This is a genomic window from Faecalicatena contorta (genome assembly GCF_022835095.1).
Taxonomy (GTDB): domain Bacteria; phylum Bacillota; class Clostridia; order Lachnospirales; family Lachnospiraceae; genus Faecalicatena; species Faecalicatena contorta.
On the sequence record NZ_BQNQ01000001.1, the window covers coordinates 3878350 to 3901973 of the forward strand.

Below are 23624 nucleotides of genomic sequence, written 5' to 3' on the forward strand. Positions count from 1 at the left end.
TTGCCCGGGATGTCATTATTTTATCTTGTGCAAAAATGTCACTATCTTGGCTTGGAGGAGGAATTTCAAATGATAAACAAGATAAATCAAAAAGCGCAGAATCTCGTAGACTTTCCGCAGTATCAGGATACTTTGGCTGAAACACAGACTGGATCTGCCTTTATTCAGTACAATCTTGATGTCACACCCGATTCGCAATGGTTCATCGCACACACGAACCCAAAGGCCAGGGCACGTCTGCCATACGTGCAGGAGGTCGGGGAGTTCGTAACGGGAAAAAATTACATGACAACCCGGCAGGGCTTACAGTCTTATCTGCTGAAAATCACGATGGATGGAAAAGGCTATATCAACTTCGACGGGAAACATTATACACTTTCCCCCGGACAGTTTTTCTGGATTGACTGCAGGAAGCTGAATTATTATGCCATCGATCCGGACACTCCGCACTGGAATGTGATCTGGATGCATTTCTGGGGAAACTCGACGCATGACTATTACGATAGCTTCATGGAGCTAAATAACAACAGCCCGATCGGAACCATGAGAAACAACGATGCCATCCAGCTGCTGCGGAAATTAATCGGTTACTACAGCACAAACATCTACAATGATTACCAGACCGACATAAAAGCCGCGTCCATCATCACAACATTGATGACCTGCTGCATGGAGTCTGCCATACACGATAAAACAATGTCCCTCAAGAAGCAGCCCCCCAAATTTGTTCCGCAGGCTCAGGAGTATATTACAGAACATTTTAACGAACGGATTACCCTGGACTCTTTAGCAGAAGAATTCTTCGTTAACAAATTTTATCTGCAGAAACAGTTCCGGCTCTATGTCGGAAGCACCCCGGGTGAATTCCAACGCAGTATCCGGATCGACAAGGCGAAAGAGCTGCTGCGTGTCACCACAATGTCCATCAACGACATATCGGAACACTTAGGCTTCGAAAGCGTCGGATATTTTATCCGCTGCTTTAAGAAAGAAGACGGGAAGACTCCGCTGCAATACCGGCGGGAGTGGGGTGTCTAAAAAGAACCCGGACGGAGCCCGCTGCCACATAAACTGTAAACCAGCGGCCACACCTGGAGCCGGCCGCCGCAATTCTTTTTTTGTTTCTCCCATCGGAATTATCGCACGAACACAAAAGAGGCTGACGCACTATATAGTGCGTCAGCCTCTTTTCAAACATACTCTAGCGCAGGAACACGCCTTTTTTCATGATTAGTTCATCGTCCAGGTACAAATCGGGTTCCAGGATGATTCCATCCATATGGCAGTCCGCCTTATTGGTGCCGCCAAATGAAGTATTGCTGCCGAAAGCAATATGAACAGTTCCATACACTTTCTCATCCTCCAAAATATTTCCGCAGAGGACAGCTGCATGATTTGTTCCTATCCCCAGTTCCGCTGTAATGCCGTTTTCAGGTTTTGCAAACAGGATCTGCAATGCCCCGCCGTCTCCTTCCAGGCTTTTCAGCCGGCCCTTTTCGATTGTTACGGCCAGTGGTTCCTCAAGTACTCCCATTGCTTCCATTGAGCCGTCGATGACCATGTTTCCGTTCACACCGTCTTCCAGCGGAGCAATGTATGCCTCCCCTGAGGGAAGATTGCCTGCCTCGCCGGGATTGCGGTAAACGCCTGTACTGGGGACACCATTTCTTCCCTTCAGATTCAGGGTCAGAACATGTCCGTCCTTTTCGATCCTGGCCGTGGATGCCTCTGTGAGCATCTGGGCGTAACGCTTCGTATCTGCTTCTACTTTTCGAAAGTCCGCAGTCATCGCGCCTTTTGAAAACATTTCCTCTGTAATCCCTGGCATAGTGCCAATTCTCGCACCGGCCTTTGCAGCGCTGATCCTGGCATTGGTGTGTGTCATAGAATGCTCTGTAATGCAGATCACCACATCCGATGCACACATGGCCGCTGCTATAGCTGCAGGCGGCTCTTCTCCGGAAACGCTCCGATTCTTCATGCACATAAAAAGTGCCTCGCAGTTCATACATAAGGCGGTCTCATACACCTGGTATCCCAGATCATACTTATCCTGATCCGCGACCACCAGCACCTGCTCGCCCTCTTTTACATCCATACAGGCCATAAGGAGATTCTCTGCGCTTTCCCTGATATCCATCTCCGTTTTTCCCGTCTTCATTTCAGTTTCCTTCTTTCTGCTGCATTTTATTAACAGTTATTCTGCTTGCTTCAATTACGCTGGATAATTTCATAGTGTACGGCTGCAGCTTACTTATTTATGTTTATTCCCGGCCGTCTCCCAAAGTCTGCAGTTTTTTCATGGATCCGTATAGTTTCTGAATACGCGCAAATTCCTCTTCATCATAAAATCTGCACTGTTTTCTGCCATATGACTTCGCTGCCTCAATCACAAACCGGGTCGTCATTTCCACATCCGCACCATGCGTGGCGCCAGTGCCGCATCCCGGTACCGCAGTCTCCGTTGTGATTGCAACTCCAACCACAGGAACATCCGTGGCAACAGCCGGCTGAAGCACGCTGTTAAGGTGATAGAGGTCATTTCCGTAAGGTGTGATGTCCTGCGTGGTAATCGGAAATACATAAGGTGCTTTTCCCGTCGTTATCTCCACAATGTCCAGCAAGTCCTCGCTGATTCTGAGGATATACCCCTCCTTTACGGTTGGAGATATTGCAAAACCCTTATGGTTAATCACACGGTTCCCCTTGGTCGTATCGACTGTCAGGATCGCATCCATATCCTCTGTAATCTCTTCGTCATTGCACTGCTGCATGCTGACCGGTGAATCCATGAAGTCCACTGGTTCATGTGGTTCGGTCGGCGCATCCGCACATACGTGTGTCACGAGAACCACATCTCCCTCCAGCGTATCCCCCTTTTTCTGCATGTCCAGAAGCTTGGCTGCGGCAGTAAGTACGGTCAGTGCGCCGTCACCGTCAGACACGAAACCGATCCGTTCGGGACGCGCACCAAGGCCGCCCAGCCTGCCGATAATCCCAAGGGTCGGCGCATCGCCGCCGCTTCTTTTTCCATTGCTTCCATGCACACATACCTTGACCACATCCGTTTTCCCTTTGTCTCCGTAGATCGGATATGCCTCCACATCCGCATCCTTCTGGATGCTTCTCAAGTATTCCTCTACTCTTCTGCCATCTGCATTGATATCATCCAGAATATCATAGAGTTCCAGCATCTGCTTAAAAACCATTTTCTCATCCTCGCAATTTCTTATATTGATTCTTCACATTGATTTGTGAAATCTTCTGTTATATAATTTGTTAAAACACACCCGGAGGTTTTTCATTATGAGCGTTATTACTGTATCTGACGTTCTGCACCTGCCCTCTCTGTCCGGCGCCAGGATTAAAGCCGGTATGGACGGGCTGGACAGGCCGGTAGAATATGTCAGTGTTTTTGATAATTACATCAGCGAAACAGACTTTGCATCGCTTGACACCAAATCCAGGAATTCCTTTTTTATGACAGCTTTCTATCACGGCAAAGACGATCCCCAGTACATCCTCTATGCCCTGAAGTATTTTCATGCCATTCACACCGCAGCGCTCTGCATTATTGACGAAAATATGGACGAACTGCCTGAAGAAGCTTATGCTTATGCCAATCAGTGCGAACTGCCTATATTATTTATCGACAAGGATGTCCCTTATTCCATTATTATTTCCGAGATAACGGAACAGCTGCTCTTTTACAAAAACCTGAACAGCCAGGAGGAGATCCTTGCCCAGCTGGCTGACAGGGAGCTGTCTGACAATAGAAAAGCAATGCTTATCCAGCGGCTGAATCCTTACTTTGCCAAAAATGTATTATGTTTTTACTGCCGCGTGGAGGCAGGCATGCCACTGCCCCGTCCGGCTCTGGCCGAAAAATTCAGCCGGGACGTTTTGTTTTTTGCCGCGGGTTACCGGGGAGGCATTTTGATTATCCGCTCTTTTAAGGATAATTCTCCACATGCGATTGATAAATATATCTCACAGACTGCGGCAGCCATCTTTGAAAGCTATCCCGAATGTATGGCGGGCATCAGCAGCTGCTGTCCTCTTTACAGCCTGGGGGATGCCATTTCACAGGCATACCACGCCGCTTCTTCCTGCCCGTACCAGCCAGGCAAAGTCATATATTTCCGGGCTCTTGGAGTACTACGCCTCTTTTTAAAGCTGGAAGGCCACCCTGCCATAGATGAATTTTATATGGAGACAGCGCAGCCTATTTTAGATTATGATGAAAGATACCATTCTCATCTGATGCATACCATTCACGATTTTATTGAGAATGATATGGACTATACCAAAACAAGCAAGGCGCTCTTTGTCCATGAAAACACCATACGCTATCGGATCAACAAAGTAAAAAATATGATCCCCTACGGGCAGAGCGATACCGATTTTCTTCAGACTCTTTACATACTGTATATCATCCGTAAGTTAAAGGATTATTAACGCAGTCCCGCTATTTGGATTTGAATGCTCCCAGCATGGAGTTGGCAAAATCATGCAGCGCACATCCGACCAGGGAGCCCGCGCCAAGAATCATCAGTATATCATCGTTTTTCGGATTCTTCTTAATTACAATAATACGGATGATAGTGGCAATGATGACGGTCAATCCATATATGGTTCCGCCTACTAGGATACCGGTGGCAAACAGGATTCCAACCTGGTGGTTTCCTCCCGTGATCTGAATGATGGCCCCCGGAATTGCCCAGATCGCCAGCCATTTCAATACCTCAATTGAGGAACCCGCTTCAATCGTGGAAGCATATGTAGCGTTAATCGGCGGGAACAGCCCCTGTGAGAAGTATGTTTTTGCAAAAATAGCAACAATAACAAATGCCACTGCAAAACCAAGCAGCTCTGAAAAATACTGCTGTTTTCTGCCTGCCTTCTCTATCTCCGGATTCTTTCCGCTTCCTCTCAGTATATAGCCCGCTTTTAGGTCATTACCCATGTCAGAGAAACACGGTCCTGTTGCCGCGGTAAAACCTGCCAGTACAGCCAGAGGGAGCTTTGGAAAACCGATCAGCATCCCCAGAATTAAAAAGATGAGGGCCGTGGCGAATCCTGGAAACCATCCGGAATACATAGCGGATACCCCGACGATCAGTTCGGATACAAGCGCCGCTACCGCTGCAAATATAATCCATAAGATAAACATGCCCGGCTTCATCTCATACCACAGCCCCGATACAATTGCAAGTCCCAGGGCAATCACCAGATAAGCGATAAATCCTTTTCCAAGAGCACTCCGCATATCTTTGATCGAAGTTCCAAACTGGGATGCCGCTGAAGTCTCTTTATCCACTTTCTTAAACAGCATTCTGCCGCACTGGATCAGGGATATGATACCTGCCCCAATCATGATGCCATGCCCCATATAATTCAAAGCAACATGATCTGCCGCAACAAATCCTTTTCCAAAAATATCCTGTGCAATGACAAATTCATGTCCGAACACGGTAAATGCAAACGCATTGCTTTCAATTATTCCCACGATCAGGGCGCCTACACCGAATGCTCCGATAGCCAGTACGCTTCCCACCCATGCAACGCCGAATAAATCCATAGGTATTCCGGCCATAGCCCCTGCCCATCCGGCAACAGCGCCGACCACAAGCAGCCCGGCACGTTTTCCCTTTCTGACAGTTGCAAGAATCGTTTCAGCCGTAGCAATTCCAGGAGGCCACGGTGCATCAGCCGGAAACATCGGCGATCCGAATGACTTGTACAAAATTGTAGCATCCACAATTGTTGCAAGTGTTACACCGATCAGCATCGGATACATGAATTCCGTGTATCCCATAATATAAGGAACACCGATCGTCAGCAGCATACAGTTTGCCGCCGAGAATGTTGCCCCTGATGTCGATGTCTGTACCAGGTTCTGGCAATGGATATTCTTAAATTTTTTCAAAAGCCGGATGGGAATCTGACTGATCAGAACTGCAAGCAGCGCTCCCACCACAGAAGTATCCGGGGCTACCCCCGTATGTGTCAGTACCTGCATTCCCACGATAGCTCCCAGCACACTGGCTACGACGGCTATAATAAAAATGCCCGGTTCCATTAATTTTGGCATTTCTTTGGAGTACTGCTCCAGTATCTCTTCAGAGCTGCCATTTTCTCTGTTGTCACTCATTGTTCTCTCCTTTCCCTTTTGCACGATTTACACCGGGTAGCGTGTAAACATAGTAATAATTATACAATTTTTCTTATTTTTATGCTTTGTTGATTTCTACAATAATTTGATATTTATTTTTGTAGGATTCAGGGATTGACGATTTTTTCATACGGCTTATGATGTAAATATACTTTATTCTGCAGCTAGGCTGCAGACCCGCCCGCACGGGCATGTGTTACGGGGTGCCCTTTGGGTATACCTTGTTCCGCAGCCTTTGATTGTCCAAAATACAAATGAAATAAAAGGAGAAATACCTATGATATTTGACAAAGAATCCATACAGGATCTGCTGATTGGCAGCCTTCTGCTCGGAGGCGGTGGCGGCGGCTGCCCCAAAGAGGGGGAGGAACGCGCACTATCTGCACTGAAACTTGGAAACGTAGAATTGATTACCATTGATGAATTAAAAGAGCGAAGCAGGGACGGCTGTATCGTTACGATTTCCGGAGTTGGTTCTCCTGCTTCGGACACTGCATATTATTCAGACGATGTATATCCCAGGATCCTGGAGCTGCTGGGCACACAATCCGAAACCCCGATTGCAGGATTTATTTCCTGTGAACTAGGGGCTTCCTCCTCGTTTGAGCCATTTATCCCCGCCGCACTCTCAGGGCTCCCCATCATTGACGCCCCCTGCGACGGCCGCGCGCACCCGCTCGGAGTCATGGGCTCTCTTGGCCTGGAGAGCTCCGGACAGACCGTCATCCAGGCTGCTGCAGGCGGAAGACCGGAAAATAAGACATATACCGAATTAACAGTAAAAGGTTCTGTCGAAAATACGGCCTCACTGGTTAGAAATGCGGCTCATCTGGCAGGAGGAGCAGTCGCCGTAGCGCGCAACCCCGTTTCCATTCCCTACCTGGAGACCCACGCCGCAGCCGGCGCGTACGCCCAGGCTTTAAAGCTGGGCCGCGCGTACCGCACCGCGGCTTCACCCGCCCTGGCCATTGAAGCCGCCCTCCGCCAGTTAAACGGCAGAATCCTCTGCACCGGAATCGTAGAAGACTGTGCCCTCGAAACCCGCAATGCCCTGGATTACGGAACCTTCCGTATCTCCACTGCCTCTATTCCGTGCCAGATTGGTTTCTGCAACGAATATATGTACGCAGCCATCGGTTCGGAAAGGCTTGCCGTCTTCCCCGACCTCATCACAACAATCGAAACCAACACAGGTAGAATCATCGCCTCCGCAGACATAAAAGAGGGAATGGAACTGACCGTAATCAGCGCGCCAAGAAGTGAGCTGAAACTTGGAGCGGGACTGCTAAACAAACAGAACTATCTTCCATTAGAGGGGGTTTTGGGGGAGTGATTTTTATTTAGAAGGGGGCGCTGTGCGGAAGTGGAAGATGCCTCTCCTGGATGCATTATTAGGGCATAAGCGCCGCTAATCAAAATCGGAACCGGCATGGTGAACACCGCGGACACTTGCGAGAATTCTGATGAATTCTCACTGCGGGTCTGCTTGCTTCCAGGCCTTGTGGGCCTGGAATCAGTTCACATGCCGGTTCCGATTTTGATGAAGCGGCGCTAATGCCCTAAAAGACGCATCCAGGAGAGGCATCTTCCACTTCCGCACAGCTGGTCGCATCCAAACTGTAGTAAAAACACTCTCTAAGGGGGACAGCCTGGCGGGGGCTGCGGATTGGACAGAACTGGTGAAACGTTAATTGTGCCAGGAGATTTTGTGTGTATATAGAACAGTTATCATAATTTAATGTTAACTATGACAAGATGAGTTTTGTATTGTAGTCAAAATCCACACAAGACTTTATTACTACACCTTAATATTACGCACTGATCAGACTTACCTATCTCCTGGTCACATCATACCTTCCCCCCCCTACCGTGCAGCACTCCCCTGCCGCCGGCCGCAGCACAGCCTGAGGGAATCGGGATGTTTTGATGCTGTCCGCGGAGGCTTATGCTGATTTTGGAAGCCTCTAGCGGGTCGTAGAATTGCTTACTGCGAAAAAGCCGCATCTTATGGAGGATAATTGATCTCTAAATCAATTATCCAGAGCGTCTGAGCTTAGAAAGCATCGGCTTTCTAAGTGAATACGCTCGGTTCCATAAGATGCGGCTTTTTCGCAGTTAGCAATTCTAGACTAAGCGGCCGGTTTCCAAAATCAGCATAAGCCTCCGCGGACAGCATCAAAACATCCCGATTTCCTCAGGCGGCCCCCCCCTTAAGCCTCCACCACAAAGACATCTTTGCCAAGTCCGCACCAGGGGCACACCCAGTCGTCCGGCAGGTCTTCAAATGCTGTTCCAGGCTCGATCCCGCTATCCGGGTCTCCCTCCTCTGGATCATATACATAGCCGCATGGTTCACATACATATCTTTTCATCTGAACTTCCTCCTGTCCTTAACATCATAGTATCATAATACTTCTATAAGTATTTTCTTCCAGCACCAGTTTTATACCCCAATTCATCACCCTTTCCAAAAACCCCCGCAAATTAAAGTAAAATATTACTATTCACAGCCTATGTGCCGTGCATAGTAACAGTAAAATCTTAACATTTACATCCCATCTTCCAAATGCTATACTAATAGTTATCCAAAAAAGAAAGAGGTCAAACTATGTTCCGTCTATGGGGAAAAGAAATTAAAGACAATAAAATGCTCCGCGACACCGTCATCTGCGACGAGACAGATGACACCCGCACCCACAAAATTTTCAACGCACTCGACGCTATCTGTTACGAATTCGATCTAAGCAAGCCCATCTGGCTGGACACCACAATAGCCGAATTCAAACGCCACGCCAAAGCCCGCTTCTACCAGGACAACTTCGTAGACTCCATAGATTTCGACTACCTCGAAATCCAAATCATCGAAGAAGACTAATACATCGAATAATAAGCAGCCTGCTGTTATACGCTGAGGCTTGTGGAGTAGTGCTTCCGAAAATTCAGCTCAACAGCAAGTTAATTATTTTTCGATTTACTAGATTCTCCCCTAAAGCCACTCCGCTTCAAAAGAATCCCATCCGCTCCTCCCGCCAGGATGCACCCAGCTGTATGCCCCGCCAGACAGGATACGCTGCGGGATACGGACATAAGAGGTTCTGTAGGCTTTGGAGCAGCTGTTAGCAGGAGTTAAAGGAAAAAGAAGGAAAACCGGGGTAAAACTTGTAATTCCGAATTACAAGTTTTCCTGGCCCCAGCGCGTGAAGCCATCAAGGCTTCACGTGATGTGGCCAGGTTGCCCCGGTTTTCCTTCTTTTTTCCTTTACTTCTGCTTACAGCCGCCTCCAGTTTACAGAACCTCTTATGTCCGTATCCCGCAGCGTATCCTGCCTGGCGGGGGCATACAGCGTCCCTCCTCTACTCATTGCGGATAGCCGCCAGGGGACTCAGCCTCATTGCTCTCAGCGCCGGGAAGTACCCTGCCGCCATCCCCACGAACACCGCGAACACCAGAGAAGCCATTACCAGCCACGGCGGTATATAGGAAATATTTCCGTCTATACCCATGGCGCTTCCATTACCCGTAAGGAAGTTTATAACAAAAGACATAATAAAGCTGAGTATATTACCGGCTACACCTCCGATAAAGCCGATAAATGCAGCTTCCATTAGAAACATCTGCTTGATATTTTTGAGTCCGCATCCCAGAACTTTTATAACACCGATTTCTTTTGTCCTCTCATAAATGGACATCATCATTGTGTTTGCAATTCCGATGGCAGCGACCAATAGGGAGACTGCGCCGATACCTCCAAGCACTGCCTGAACCATAGCAAACTGTTTTTTCATACTTTCCATATATTCTGCATTCGTTGTTACCTGGAATCCCATGTTCCTGATTACGGATGACAATGCATCCACATCGTCGATATCTTCCGCCTGCACTGCCGCAGAGGAATACACAAACTGCTTATACGGCTTGCCCGACTTGGTACTTGGCTGTCCGGGTATCACGCGTCCCCTGAATTCACGTTTGAGCAGATCTTCCAGCTTATTGATATCACAGTAGACATAGTAATAATTAGCATTGTAACTTTCCATATCTCCCGCCACAACACCGCTTGCCTTTACCACATGCTTTTTCGGAGGAAGCTTGGAAGTCTGTGAACCGCTTCCATCATTTTCTCCCACGCCTGATGCGCCCATACTGTTGTTCTGGCTCTGAAAATATCCGTCCTGATCTAGGATCAGGAACATCTGGTCATTTGCCAGATCAACGTCCGGAACTTTTCCTGTTTCCCAGTACCCTTTCCCGGTTGACTTTTCATAGAATGAGGTCAGCACACCATTTCCAAATACCAGTTCCAGGCTGGAACTGTTTGGGTCCGGAAGCCTTCCGCCCTTAGCAAGTTCGATATTCTGCTTTTCCAGAGCTTCAGGGCTCATTCCCTTTAGCTGAAGATAACCCATATATTTTCCCTTCAGCGCAATTGCACTGAGCTCCAGTACTGGATCCGCACTCTTTACATGTTCCAGCTGCCTTAGCTGTTGGATTACATCGTCAGTTATATATTTATTAGGTTCCTCCTGATCGCCAGAGCTGCCCCTCATGCTGACATACATCCCGCTTTCGCTCTGTTTTCCGGTTACAGTCAGGCTCGTCATACCTCCCGACTGCTCCACCTCACGGTACATCGACTCCTGCATTCCGAGCCCAAGCGATATCATAACTACAATGGATGCTGTTCCGATCACAACTCCCAGGATGGTCAGAAAAGTACGCAGTTTTCTGCGCTTGAGGTTACCACTACTCATCCTCAGTAAATCGATCCACCTCATCCACCAAGTCCTCCTCTTCTACAGACTCCTTCTTTTTCTTTCTTTTCTTCATGACGATGATAATAACTATGACAGCTGCAACAACCACTGCAGCGATTATCACAGGTATCAGCGGAAACCCTTTCTCTTCCGGCATTTCCGCCATTGTTGTTACATCCATCGGCGCTTGTTCCGGGGTGATCTGCAGTGAAAATTCCTTTTCTACTGTAGAAGCCTTTCCCGCATCATCTTCGTAGGAAACAATCATCTTAAACTTCTGATTACCCGCTGTTTCCTGCATGGCGGTCACGATTCCGTCTATTGAGCCGGTTGCTCCGGAATCTACATTTCCTACAAATACTTCTTTTGCTTCAATTCCTTCCCCTTCAAACTTCACTTTTACATTGTACAGCTTAATTCGTCCTGTATTATAAAGGCTGCACGTAATATTAGCCTCTTCTCCAACTGCCACGGCCTCCGGTGCAATTTCCAGCTCACTGAATTCAAATCTTGCCGCCTGTTTCACAGGAATAGCCAGGCTGGAAGAGCCCTCATACTGTGTTGCACTGCTGTCTTCATACTTCATAGACATGGAAATACTGTACGGCTTCTGTACCAAATCTGCCCTGGCGTTTAGGTCGATAGAAATGTCCTGGGTTCCTCCTGCAGGAATGCTGTCCAGATAAATCGTGCTGGATCCGGAGGAAGGCAGAAATGCCGGCGCCTCTGCGGCTCCTTCTGTCCCGGAGGACGGCGCCTGCAGGTCAAACAGCATATTGGATACCGCTGTTCTTGTAGATGTATTTTTCAGATGTACAATCAGCTTGAAATCGCTTCCGGCATTCACAGCGCCTGGCTCTGTATTAAAACCTGTTACAATAACACGCGGAACGGAATTATTTCCGGAAGGTGCTTCACCACCGCCTCCCCCGCTTGTAATCACAGGTTCATTATTAGAAATGCCGCCGTTGTCCTGAGGCTCCTCCGGGGTATTCGGCTCGTCCTTAGGTTCTTCTTTTGGATCGTCTTTCGGGTCCTCCGCGGGTTTCTTCTTTTCCAGTGTTTTTACGTAAACATACTTTGTTGTCTCATACTGCTGCTTTCCATCATTGCAGGTTATCTGAAACGTAAGTTTGTAATTCTTTTCACCGGCATCTGCACGTACCGTCAGATTATCCAGCTTTGTTTCCACGGTCTCGCCCACTGGGATATCTACTGGAGGAAATTCATTATTCACATTTGTTATCTCAAAAGGCCATGCAGAAGCATCATCAATAATGGGCGCTATTTTAACATTCTTCGCATCCGCGGTGCCCTCATTCTTAAGTTGTATCAACAGTTCCTGCTTTTTGTCTCCTTCCGTATAAACCGGGGTCTCCTGTGATTTCCCAATTGACAATACTATATCTGGTATCGGTCCGGTTTCATCTGCTGCCCGCACCCCAACCGGCAGTATCATAGCAGCTAGCAGCGCAAGACTCATTGCGATTCCTGCAGTTTTCTTAAACAGTTTCATGTTCCTTGTCCTCCCTCTTTTTACGGTTGTCTTCTATTTTTACGATCTTCCCATCGATTATATGGAAAATTCTGTCTGCATATGTAGCCAGATGGTTATCATGCGTTACCATAACCAGCGTTTTCTTCTGCTCCCTGACTACCCTCTGCATTAAGGTCATGACCTCTTCCGACGTATGCGAATCCAGATTGCCGGTTGGTTCGTCGGCAAATATAATCTTTGGATCCACAACCAGCGCGCGGGCAACGCCAACTCTCTGCTGCTGCCCTCCTGACATCTGGTTCGGCAGATGCCTCTTATGCTTTTTCAGATTCACCAAGTCCAGCATCTTGTCAGCCTTCTTCAGGCGGCTCGCCCGTCCCTCCCCACGGAAACTCAGTGGTAATGCAACATTCTCAAGTGCATTCATCGTTCCGATCAGATGGAATGACTGGAATATGAATCCGACGTTTTCACGCCTGAACTTTACCAAGCCGTCCTCATTCAGCGTCTCCATGTGCTGTCCGCTGATTATGACCTCACCTTTGGTTGGCTTTTCCAACCCGGCAAGCATATTCAGAAGAGTGGATTTGCCTGAGCCGGAGGTCCCTACAATCGCGCAGAATTCACCTTCATATATCTCAAAGTCCACACCGTTGAGAGCACGTACCACAGAATCGCCCACGCGGTACAGTTTGTATAAGTTTTTAATCTCGATGACCTTATCCACAGTGCCCCTCCTTTATCCCAATATTTTCAACTTACATCATACTTATGAAATCAAAATATTTCTATGTAGAATTTGTTAATATTTTCTTAATATTATCCACATTAGATCTTTTTCAATAAATGATAGATTTTAATAGCATTTTAAACAAAACCGCGTAAGTTTTTGCGCTTTCATTTGTTTAGTTAATGAAGGAGCTAATCTCCTCACCTTTTTAGCTCCTTTCCCACCACATACGTTAAGCCCGGATCCATTAGGTATCCGGGCTGTTTTTTTCAATAATATTTATTTTTTCTTTTATCTTCTGATATATCTCATCTTCATCTAAGTTTATTTTCCCCTCTGAATTGATATACTCAGAAAAGAAGTCGGGTGTAATCCTGAAAAATTCGTTCTGTGATTCCGGTGGCAGATCGGATATAAACCTGTCGTAAAATTCGAAATCATCCATCATAATAAAATCCCAAAACCGTTTCTGCTGCTCTTCTGTCATAGTGCGTTTATCCATCTTGACCGCCCCCCATCCCTCTCTTGTGGTTTTATTATATTCGTAATTGCGAAGATATTCAAGTATAAGAATTTGAATTATGCTTATCCTAAAAAAGAGGTGGTGCCATGATTGATTACTCTCCATTCTGGAAAACTCTGGACAATTCTAAAGAAAATTGGTATACACTGACTACAAAATACCATTTATCCAGCAGCACTCTATACCGTTTAAAGCACGGTCAGGACATAAGCATGAAAACAATAAACGACCTTTGCCGAATACTCAACTGCGATATTCAGGACATAGCAAGGTATCTTCCCTCAGAAACTGATCAGGAGCTCTGACAAAGTATCCGCCGATAGCGTAGTGAAGCATCCACGCCCTTTCCGGCGGCATTCATATGCGTATGAGTCCCACAAAACAAAAACCACATCAGATTGGATGGCATTACCGGCATTCCCCTGCAATTCTGCCGAATTGAGCGGCTCAGGCCGGCTAAAGCTCTGCTTTGATAAACAGAGTTCAGCCTTCCAATTCAATGTGGTTTTTATCTTGTAAGACTTAATAAGCAGCCCGAAGCTGGCCGGGGACAGGTGCGATCCCTGCATGCACTAATAGCCTCCTGATCCCGGAGTCCTCCTTACTCTATCTGCCAGTCGACAGGTTCCACTCCATGGCTGCGCAGAAATTCATTGGTCTGGCTAAAAGGCCGGCTTCCGAAGAATCCTCTGAACGCAGAGAGGGGACTTGGATGCGGCGCCTGCAGGATCAGATGCTGCGGATTATTCAGCATGATCTTCTTGCGCTGTGCTGGGCTTCCCCACAGTATGAATACGATCGGTCTGTCCTGGCCGTTCAGGGCCATGATTGCTGCATCCGTGAATTCCTCCCATCCGATACCGCGATGGGAATTTGCCTGATGGGCGCGAACCGTAAGTACGGTATTCAGCATCAGGACTCCCTGCTGTGCCCACTTTGTCAGACAGCCATGGCTGGGGATAGTGCATCCCAGATCGTCATGCAGTTCCTGGTATATGTTGACCAGGGACGGCGGGACTTCCACGCCTTTTTTTACGGAAAAGCAGAGGCCGTGGGCCTGCCCGTCATTGTGGTAGGGATCCTGCCCCAAAATTACCACTTTGACATCCTTCAGAGGAGTCAGATGAAATGCATTAAAAATATCATTTGCAGGCGGAAATATCTTCCGGGTTCTGTACTCCTGATTTACTGTCTCAAATAATTTTTTATAGTAAGGTTTTTTGAATTCCTCCGCTAAAGCTTCATACCAATCGCCATTTAATCCAGACATATTTATTCACTCCTAAACTTACATTTTTATCTAGTATAATCCACCCGGTTATTTCACAGAGTGAGGCTGTGTCTTAAAGCCGTACTGAGACACCCTCTTTCTGCAGGTATTCTTTTACTTCTTTTATCTCCAGCTCTTTATAATGGAAGAGGGATGCCGCCAACGCCGCATCGGCTTTTCCGACCGTCAGAGCTTCCTTAAAATGTTCCAGCGTCCCCGCTCCACCGGAAGCGATCACAGGAATGGATACCTGCTCCGCCACGGCACGTGTAAGCTCCAGATCGTATCCAGCTTTTGTACCGTCGCAGTCCATACTGGTCAGAAGAATCTCACCGGCACCCAGACCGTCTGCTTTTTTTGCCCACTCCAGAGCATCCATCCCGGTGTCAATCCGGCCGCCGTTTTTATAGATGTTCCAGCCGCTGCCGTCCGCACGCCGTTTCGCGTCAATCGCCACGACCACACACTGGCTGCCAAATTTTATGGCCGCATCATGTATCAGTTTTGGATTATTGATAGCAGAAGAATTGATAGAGATCTTATCTGCGCCTTCTCTGAGCAATGCCCGAAAATCGTCCACAGTACGGATTCCTCCGCCTACGGTGAACGGGATAAACACGCACTGCGCCACCTTACGTACCATGTCCACCACGGTTTCCCTCGCGTCAGAAGAAGCCGTAATATCCAAAAATACCAGTTCATCCGCACCTGCTTTATCGTATGCCTTTGCAATCTCCACCGGATCACCGGCATCGCGCAGATCCACAAAGTTGACGCCCTTCACTACTCTGCCGGCGTTGACATCCAGACAGGGAATAATTCTTTTTGTAAACATTACACTTCCTCCCGGTTGAGTTCTACAAAGTTTTTCAGTATCCTCAGACCCACTTCACTGCTCTTTTCCGGATGAAACTGGCAGCCAAATATATTGTCCTTTTCAACCGAAGCATGGATATGGGTGCTGTATTCTGTGGACGCTTTCACAATCGACTCGTCCTTCGCCTTCAAATAGTATGAATGTACAAAATAGACATAAGACTGTTCCTCTATACCGCGAAACAGTCTTCCCCCGTGCTCCAGGTGCAGAGAATTCCATCCCATATGCGGTATCTTCAGGCCCTCCTGATCCGGGATCTTTAATATCTCGCCTTCCAACAGGCCAAGACCCTCGGCTCCCGGCGCTTCATCACTTCTCTCGAACAAAAGCTGCAGTCCGAGGCAGATCCCCAGAAAAGGGGTTCCCTTTGCCGCAACACGGCGGATTACCTCATCCAGACCGGCACGCTTCAGATTCTCCATGGCATCGCCAAATGCCCCTACACCGGGAAGAATTACCTTTTCTGCCTTTAGTATCCGCTCCGGATCACCGGTAACTTCGACTTCCTGTCCCAGTAGCAAAAGCGCCTTCTCTACACTTTTGATGTTTCCCGCATCATAATCAATCATTGCTATCATAATATGTAAACTCCTCTACTCTTTCCCTGACTTTTTGCTTTTCCCGGTCTTCACTACAGGCACCTGTGTTTTATCCACCGCATCCAGGTTGTTTATATACTTTCTTGTCTCCTTCACGATTACCGGAGACAGTAAAAGGACTGCAATCAGGTTCGGTATGGCCATCAGCGCATTCAGTGTATCTGCAATCAGCCAGACCAGATTCAGGGATACAACCGGCGCGATTGCCGCTACGATTATATAAAGGAGCCGGTAAGGAATTAATCCCTTTTTACCTGCAAAATACTCTACGCAGCGCTCTCCGTAGTAAGCCCAGCCCAGGATCGTGGAATATGCAAATGAAATAATCCCGACTACCAGAATAATCGGCCCTACATAAGGAATCTGGGCAAACGCTTTGGATGTCAGTATCCCGCCATTGGCTATTTCGTTTGCATTGATTGCCGGATTCTTCATAATCGTTGATACCAGTACCAGCCCAGTCATCAGACAGACTACTACTGTATCCCAGAATGTACCGGTGGAAGATACCAGTGCCTGGCGCACAGGATTTCTCGTCTGAGCCGCCGCCGCTGCAATTGGAGCGGATCCCATACCAGATTCATTGGAAAACAACCCTCTGGCCACTCCATACTGCATAGCAAGGCGGATTCCGCCGCCCACCAGTCCGCCGGCAGCCGCCCCGGGTGTAAACGCAAGTTTGCAGATGGTTGTTACGGCCGGAATGATATAGTCATAATTAATCCCCAGAATAATCAGACAGCCAATCACATAAAACACCGCCATAAAAGGAACCAGCTTTTCGCATACTCTGGCAATGCTCTTAATTCCGCCGAATATAACAATTGCCGTCATAAATGCGGTAATAAGCCCAATAATCCATGGCTGGATTCCAAGGTTTTCCTCACAGATTGCAGCGATGGCGTTCACCTGTGTCGCGCATCCGATCCCAAAGGATGCAAAACCTGCCAGAAAAGCAAAAATTAATCCCAGCCAGCGCATGTTCAGCCCACGCTCCAGGGCATACATTGCGCCTCCCTGCATTCTTCCATCTTCCGTTTTAACACGGTATTTCACCGCTATCAGGGATTCCCCATACTTTGTGGCTATACCGAACACTCCGGTCAGCCAGCACCAGAGAACTGCTCCCGGGCCCCCAAGCGCCACGGCAGTTCCCACGCCAATGATATTTCCCGTACCGATGGTAGAAGCAAGCGCTGTCGTCAGCGCCCCAAACTGACTGACCTCGCCTTCGGCATTCGGGTCTTTTGTAACCGATAATTTAATTCCTTTCGAAATTGTCTTTCTTTGAATAAAGCCTGTACGGATCGTTAAAAATAAATGCGTACCAAACAGCAGGGCGATCATACCCCAGCCCCATACTTTGGAATTCACATATTGGACCGCTTCGTTTACTACATCAAACATGATTTTCTCCTCTCTCATCCTCCCAATGACATTCCGAAATGAAAAAAGAAAACACACCCGGCCGTATGTCCCCGCCGGCGGGACCGCTGTAAACAGCGGTATCTGTAAAGAGTAAGGCATACATAATACCGACCGTTGCCAGTTGGCACAATGTATGCCTTAATAGTAGCTATTTTACAGCATTTTACATCGCTTTTCAAGTTTTTCAGCTATGGAGCCCGATTAAATACCGTCTATGTGTTACTATTCACGGCCCAGGGGCCGCACATAGTAACGGCATCTGCCCATTTAAGCCGCCTACGGCGAGGGGTGCTATGCGCCAGTGGCGCATGTTAAGCACGGACCGAAGCGGAGCAAAGACTAGATGCCCCGAGACCATCACTTCATCAGCTCCGGAACCGGAGGTTTTGCCCCCTCTGCGCATTCCATATCCAGCTCAAACCAGAATTCGACGCCATTTTCAAAATTATTTACGCCGTAGTCCTGGTGGAAGGACTCCATTATAGCTTTTACGATAGACAGGCCGATTCCATTCCCGCCGTATTCCCGGGTATGAGCCTTGTCCACTTTATAAAACTTATCCCACAGCTTATGCAGATCTTCTTCCGGTATGGGGTTACCGCTGTTGAATACAGATACTCTTACCGTTCCTCCCCTGGATATTACCCGGATTTCGATACGCTTTTCGTTTTCCACATGATGGATCGCATTGGTCAAATAATTTCTGACTACCTGTTCTGTCTTGAATTCATCTGCCCAGACATATACCTTCTCATCCGCTATAAAGTCTACGGAAGCCTCGACCTGCTGAATCAGTATCTCGCAGCTTGAAAGTACTCCCTGTATCAGCCCGACAATATCAAAACGTTCGAATTCCAGTTCCTGAGAGCCGAATTCCAGTTGGTTCAGAATCAGAAGATTTTTCACCATCTGGTTCATCTTCGCGGCTTCATCCATGATGACATCACAGTAGAACTCCCGGCTTTCCGGATCTTCGTTGACCCCTTCTTTCAGCCCTTCCGCATATCCCTGGATCAGCGCGATCGGTGTCTTCAGCTCATGGGAAACATTTCCCAGGAACTCATTGCGCATGTCCTCCAGTCTGTCCTTCTGCTCTATGTCCTTCTGCAGCTGATTATTGGCACTCTTCAGTTCTGATATCGTCTTCTCCAGACGGGAGGACATAATATTAAAATTCCTGCCCAGCACACCAATCTCATTATCACCGCCGCTTGTATATTTTGCCTCAAAATCCAGCCTCGCCATGCGCTGGGACAGTACTGCCAGCTCTTTGATCGGCTCCGTAATCTTCCGGGAGAAAAAGCATACGAGAATTCCGCCCAGTATAACTGCAATCACTCCCATATACACCAGAAACTTATTGGCCAGGCTGGCGCTCTCTCTGATACTCTCCAAAGGACTCTGCATAATAAAAAGAGAGCCATCTGAAAATTCGCCCCAAATTTCAAGATATTCCGTCTGATTCGTAAAATCCTTCGTCTTGCAGATCTGATAGTAATCCGTATTTTTCAAAACCTTTTTTGAGTTCTGGTTTTTATCGAACAAGTAGGACAGCAGCTTGATATAGAGAGGGCCGTTTCCGTCCCACACGGTAGAAAATACAACTGTCCCGTCGTTTTGTATAACAAGCGCCGCGATATTGGTCCGCTCTGTCTGACGTACAAGTTTTTCATTCACCGACTTTGATTTAATCTCCCCGCTGCGGATTTCCTTGTCAATGGAATTATAAACACTTAACAGATCTGCCTGCTTGTGCACCGTGTAATACTGTGCCAGGAATCCTGAATTCACTGCAAAGAGCAGGATAAGTATAAATATAATCAACCCGACAAAGATAACCATCATCTGCCGTCTTATTGATTGTTTCATCCTTCTACCTCGAACTTATATCCCATGCCCCAGATAGTCTTAATGTAGTCGCCCTTCTCCCCCAGCTTGCTCCTCAGCTTCTTCACATGGGTATCTATGGTGCGCGCATCTCCAAAATAATCGTAATTCCACACATTATTCAGTATCTTCTCTCTTGACAGGGCAATCCCCTGATTCTCCACAAAATAGGACAAAAGTTCAAACTCTTTGTAGCTTAAATCTATGGTTTTGTCCCCGATCTTTACAATATGCGCAACCCTGTCAATCACGATCCCGCCGGCATCCATGACATCACCGGAGTCTGTGCTCTGTGTTCTTCGGAGGATGGCTTCTACCCTGGCCACCAGGATCTTGGGGCTGAATGGTTTGGATATATATTCGTCCACTCCCAGATCAAACCCCTGGAGTTCGTCACGCTCATCCGAGCGGGCCGTCAGCATGATGATCGGAACCTTGGAATGCTCCCGGATCTCCCGGCATACCTGCCATCCATCCATCTTCGGCATCATGACATCCAGAATCACCAGCGAGATATCCTTATCTTCATAAAATAAATCCATGGCCTCCATGCCGTCGCCTGCCTCAAGTACCATATATCCTTCTCTCGTCAGGAAATCCTTCACAAGCTTGCGCATCCTGCTTTCATCATCCACAACTAAAACTTTGATTTTCTCCATTTTAATCGTCTCCTATCTGTTCTTTTTCCTGTTTTTTCCCGTTCTTATTCCTTTTTGTATCATAACAGGTAAATTTGATGGAACTGTGAATTTACGGGATTTTCGGGCACTTTTCCCCGGTATCCGCTTTTATTCCACACTCTTCAGCGATTCCACCATATCGATCCGTTTCAGTTTGAAATACATTACTCCGTTTACAAAGAGAGAGAATCCCATGGTAATCAGAAAACTGTATACAAAGCTGCTAAAGTCAATATTTCTTCCGAACATGGCAGAATCAATCTCCACAGTCACAATGACAAACTGATGCAGTATCCTTCCAAGCAATATGCCCACTGCGGAGCCGACTATCGTCAGGATTATATTTTCACGGTAAACATAAGCCGATACCTCGTTGTCAAAGAACCCGAGAACTTTCAGCGTAGCCAGTTCCCGCTTCCGTTCTGTAATATTGATATTATTCAGATTATACAGAACCACAAAGGCCAGCATTCCCGCAGATATAACAAGCACTACCAGGACAATATCCAGGCTGCCCAGCATGTCATCCAGCTGCTGCTGCATATTGTTCGTATAACTGATGCTCAGAGCGCCTTTTGTCTCCAGAATGGACTCCCCAACTTTTTCAAGTTCATCCATCCTGCCCTCTTTCATCGTGTAATAGATGGAGTTATACTCCGGAGCATCTCCATACAGTTGTTTGTAAAGGTCCGGTGTCAAATAAATATAATGTCCGATATAGTTTTCACATATCTGCGCGATTTTAACCTGAAGTTCACCCTTCACATCGTCTTTTATGCTGACCGTATCACCCACGCCTGCATCCAGCATCTTTGCCGTTTTTTCGGATATAATCGCCCCGGTATTGTCCAGCTTATAGTGTTCATCGGTAATCCGGTTTTTAAAAATAACAAATTTGGAGAACTCATCCAAATCCTTCGGCACATTCAAATAAACATCTCTTGTTGTCTTTCCATGTGTGACCTCGACCTGCTGAAGGAAGTTCTCTGCAGTGTCATCCACCCGTTTATCGGATGCCAGTTTATCATACGTTTCTTCTTTTTCTTCCGCAGAAGCGTCCTCTTCTAATATAACATTTCCATCGTAAAGCTGGATCTCTCCATACTGGAGCACCGCAATGTCAAAGATTGAATCCTTCAGCCCAAATCCGACCAGAAGCAGAGCCATACAGCCTCCGATTCCGAATACGGTCATGAAAAACCGTTTCTTATATCTGATCAGATTCCGCACAGTCGCCTTCCAGATAAAGCTTAGCCGTTTCCACAAAAACGGAATCCTCTCCATAAACACCCGCTTCCCCTGCTTTGGTGTGGGCGGGCGCATCAGCTCCGCCGCCTGTTCCCTTAACTCATGAAAACAGGAGAAAATCGTGGCAAGCAGTGTGCATGCCAGGGCCGCAAGTGATGCCGCCAGCCCGTAATACATGTTGTATGGGGTCAGTACGGTATCAATATGCTGATACATAATTCCATAGGCTGTAATGATAATATAAGGCAGTATTTTCTCTCCGACCAGTATTCCAAATGCACTGCCGCTCACGGTTGCAAGACATGCATATCCGATATACTTGCCCGCAATGGAGTGTCTTTCATAGCCGAGCGCCTTTAATGTTCCGATCTGGGTTCTCTGCTCTTCCACCATACGCGTCATGGTAGTCAGGCTGATCAGTGCCGCCACAAGGAAGAACAGCACCGGAAACACCTCCCCGATGGCCTTCATACGGTCTGCATTTTCCCCGTAGCTTGTATATTCGGTCAGAGTGCTTCTGTCATAAATATACCACTTGGCATGCTCAATCTTGCTGATATCCTTCTCGGCATCCTTGATTTTCTTCTCGCCGTCTTTTATCTTCGTGTCTGCTTCAGATTTTGCATCATCGTACTCTGCCTGTGCATCGTTCAGTTCCTGCTCTTTTGATGCAAGTTCGCTCTCTCCTGCCGCAAGGTCAGACTGTGCCTGTTCTATCTGTGCCCAGCCGTCATTGATCTGCTGCTGGCCGGAATCCAGCTGCCCCCTCGCCTCGTCGAGTTGGGCGCGGGCCGCCTCAATCTGTGCATCCCCTTCCGTAATCTGGGCGTACATCACCTGCAGAGTATTTTGGGTCTGCTCGTCGGTCAGCCCGCTTGATGCAAGTGCGTCATACTGGGCCTTCACCTGGTTCAGTTCCTCTACCTTGCCATTCAGCACTTCGACCTGAGCGTTCAGGTCCTCGTAACCCTGGTTGACCTCATCTTGTTTCTGGATCAGCTGGGTGCGTGAATCCTCCAGCTGTGCATAGCCGTTGGATATCTCTGCCTTTGCATTCTCCAGCTGGTTTCTGCCGTCATCCAGCTTTGCTTTTGCATCGTTTAACTTATGATCTGCCTCGGTTTTCGCATCTTCCAGCTCTTTTTTTGCATCGTCCAGCTTATCCTCAGCCTCATCTACAATCTCCTGATACCGGGCGTCCTCTCTCGTTTTACGGATCTTCTCCACTTCATCTATAACAGTGTCTATATGGTCATCATATTCATCCGTGAACGCAGTCAGCTCTTTTGCCCCGTCCACAGCAGCATACATCTCGGTATACACATCCAGGTCAAAGCTGTCCGGTAAAACGCTGACAAACCCGCTGACAGAACCGGTGCCGATCGTGCTGCTGCCGCGATGGAAAGAGATATAGCACGGGCTGCTGACCGTTCCCACAATGGTGTAAGTATCCGTCTTCAGTGTATCGGTGATCTTATCCTCTGTCCCCGATAAAAACGTAATCTTATCGCCGACCTCATATCCGCTCCCCGTCAGAAAATCTACATCTGCAACACACTCGTCCGATGCTTCTGGCAGCCGCCCTTCTTCCACTACCAGTTTATTCATGGACGGAAGCAGCGAAGATATATGTACCACCTTTTTGCTGTCATTTACAGAGCAAAGAGCATCTGTCGAGTAGCCTGCTTCCACGTACTCAATACCGTCCACCTTCTCCAACGCTTTCAGGTCATCTTCCGTTAGCCCAAGGGTGCTGATCACCTTAATATCCATCAGGTTCTGTCTGTCAAAATATGCGTCCCCTGAAAGACGCATATCCGGTTCCGCAGAGCGGATGCCCGAGAAAAACGCAACCCCGATTGCCACAATGAAGAATATCGATAGAAACCGGCCCAGGCTTCTGCGGATCTCCATGTAAAAATCTTTTCTAAGTGCTTTCCTGCTCATATGCATG

At 47.6% G+C, this 23624-nt stretch carries 20 protein-coding genes; 5 read left to right on the forward strand and 15 right to left on the reverse strand.

From position 1 onward, the window contains the following. Positions 1-69: 69 nt before the first annotated feature. Complete coding sequence (locus tag MWG26_RS17385) at positions 70-1038, forward strand: AraC family transcriptional regulator (protein WP_025656455.1); 969 nt, start codon at positions 70-72, stop codon at positions 1036-1038. A gap of 163 nt (positions 1039-1201) precedes the next feature. On the opposite strand, the gene MWG26_RS17390 is transcribed toward MWG26_RS17385, so the two are convergent. Both MWG26_RS17390 and MWG26_RS17395 read right to left on the reverse strand, forming a co-directional pair. Continuing rightward, positions 1202-2161 (reverse strand): aminopeptidase, encoded by a 960-nt coding sequence (locus MWG26_RS17390; protein WP_240285820.1) that lies wholly within the window; start codon positions 2159-2161, stop codon positions 1202-1204. Between the two features lie 103 nt (positions 2162-2264). Next, positions 2265-3209 (reverse strand): DUF1177 domain-containing protein, encoded by a 945-nt coding sequence (locus MWG26_RS17395; protein ID WP_055154935.1) that lies wholly within the window; start codon positions 3207-3209, stop codon positions 2265-2267. Positions 3210-3306: 97 nt separating this feature from the next. Between MWG26_RS17395 and MWG26_RS17400 the strand changes: the two genes are divergently transcribed. Then, on the forward strand, positions 3307-4458 hold the full coding sequence (locus MWG26_RS17400; RefSeq protein WP_025656453.1) for a PucR family transcriptional regulator: 1152 nt from the start codon (positions 3307-3309) through the stop codon (positions 4456-4458). 10 nt (positions 4459-4468) lie between these two features. Here the strand turns inward: MWG26_RS17400 and MWG26_RS17405 are convergent, their stop codons facing one another. Then, on the reverse strand, positions 4469-6154 hold the full coding sequence (locus MWG26_RS17405; protein ID WP_044927087.1) for an OPT/YSL family transporter: 1686 nt from the start codon (positions 6152-6154) through the stop codon (positions 4469-4471). A 298-nt stretch (positions 6155-6452) separates the two neighbouring features. Between MWG26_RS17405 and MWG26_RS17410 the strand changes: the two genes are divergently transcribed. Then, positions 6453-7508, forward strand: a complete 1056-nt coding sequence (locus MWG26_RS17410; protein ID WP_025656451.1) for an S-methyl thiohydantoin desulfurase domain-containing protein — start codon at positions 6453-6455, stop codon at positions 7506-7508. 877 nt (positions 7509-8385) lie between these two features. Here the strand turns inward: MWG26_RS17410 and rd are convergent. Further along, the gene (gene rd / locus MWG26_RS17415) at positions 8386-8547 is read right to left on the reverse strand and encodes a rubredoxin (RefSeq protein WP_025656450.1); all 162 of its coding nucleotides are present in this window, start codon (positions 8545-8547) and stop codon (positions 8386-8388) included. A gap of 236 nt (positions 8548-8783) precedes the next feature. Between rd and MWG26_RS17420 the strand changes: the two genes are divergently transcribed. Next, entirely contained in the window at positions 8784-9050 is a 267-nt protein-coding gene (locus MWG26_RS17420) for a hypothetical protein (protein WP_025656449.1), read from the forward strand. Positions 9051-9529: 479 nt separating this feature from the next. Here the strand turns inward: MWG26_RS17420 and MWG26_RS17425 are convergent, their stop codons facing one another. From MWG26_RS17425 to MWG26_RS17440, 4 genes are all read right to left on the reverse strand, one after another. Continuing rightward, the gene (locus MWG26_RS17425; protein WP_025656448.1) at positions 9530-10951 is read right to left on the reverse strand and encodes an ABC transporter permease; all 1422 of its coding nucleotides are present in this window, start codon (positions 10949-10951) and stop codon (positions 9530-9532) included. Further along, positions 10920-12446 (reverse strand): COG1361 S-layer family protein, encoded by a 1527-nt coding sequence (locus tag MWG26_RS17430; protein WP_025656447.1) that lies wholly within the window; start codon positions 12444-12446, stop codon positions 10920-10922. Before MWG26_RS17430 ends, MWG26_RS17425 begins: the two co-directional genes overlap by 32 nt. After that, entirely contained in the window at positions 12433-13155 is a 723-nt protein-coding gene (locus MWG26_RS17435; protein ID WP_025656446.1) for an ABC transporter ATP-binding protein, read from the reverse strand. Before MWG26_RS17435 ends, MWG26_RS17430 begins: the two co-directional genes overlap by 14 nt. Before the next feature lie 250 nt (positions 13156-13405). Continuing rightward, positions 13406-13660, reverse strand: coding sequence for a hypothetical protein (locus MWG26_RS17440; protein WP_025656445.1), 255 nt, complete (start codon positions 13658-13660; stop codon positions 13406-13408). 107 nt (positions 13661-13767) lie between these two features. Here MWG26_RS17440 and MWG26_RS23065 point away from each other — a divergent pair, with 107 nt between their 5' ends. Next, positions 13768-13986, forward strand: coding sequence for a helix-turn-helix domain-containing protein (locus MWG26_RS23065; protein WP_081733133.1), 219 nt, complete (start codon positions 13768-13770; stop codon positions 13984-13986). 296 nt (positions 13987-14282) lie between these two features. Here MWG26_RS23065 and ung read toward each other — a convergent pair whose 3' ends face one another. The 7 genes from ung to MWG26_RS17480 form a co-directional block, all read right to left on the reverse strand. After that, a complete protein-coding gene (ung, locus tag MWG26_RS17450; protein ID WP_025656443.1) occupies positions 14283-14951 on the reverse strand; it encodes a uracil-DNA glycosylase in 669 nt (222 codons plus the stop codon). A 73-nt stretch (positions 14952-15024) separates the two neighbouring features. Then, positions 15025-15786, reverse strand: coding sequence for an imidazole glycerol phosphate synthase subunit HisF (hisF, locus tag MWG26_RS17455; protein ID WP_025656442.1), 762 nt, complete (start codon positions 15784-15786; stop codon positions 15025-15027). Continuing rightward, a complete protein-coding gene (gene hisH / locus MWG26_RS17460; protein WP_025656441.1) occupies positions 15786-16406 on the reverse strand; it encodes an imidazole glycerol phosphate synthase subunit HisH in 621 nt (206 codons plus the stop codon). The genes hisF and hisH overlap by 1 nt, the downstream gene beginning before the upstream one ends. A 15-nt stretch (positions 16407-16421) precedes the next feature. After that, positions 16422-17834 carry an alanine/glycine:cation symporter family protein gene (locus tag MWG26_RS17465; RefSeq protein WP_025656440.1) on the reverse strand — a complete coding sequence of 471 codons (1413 nt, stop codon included), beginning with the start codon at positions 17832-17834 and terminating at the stop codon, positions 16422-16424. A 378-nt stretch (positions 17835-18212) separates the two neighbouring features. After that, a complete protein-coding gene (locus tag MWG26_RS17470; protein WP_025656439.1) occupies positions 18213-19724 on the reverse strand; it encodes a sensor histidine kinase in 1512 nt (503 codons plus the stop codon). Beyond that, positions 19721-20401 (reverse strand): response regulator transcription factor, encoded by a 681-nt coding sequence (locus MWG26_RS17475; RefSeq protein WP_025656438.1) that lies wholly within the window; start codon positions 20399-20401, stop codon positions 19721-19723. The genes MWG26_RS17470 and MWG26_RS17475 overlap by 4 nt, the downstream gene beginning before the upstream one ends. A 129-nt stretch (positions 20402-20530) precedes the next feature. Further along, on the reverse strand, positions 20531-23617 hold the full coding sequence (locus MWG26_RS17480; protein ID WP_025656437.1) for an ABC transporter permease: 3087 nt from the start codon (positions 23615-23617) through the stop codon (positions 20531-20533). Between the last annotated feature and the right edge of the window lie 7 nt (positions 23618-23624).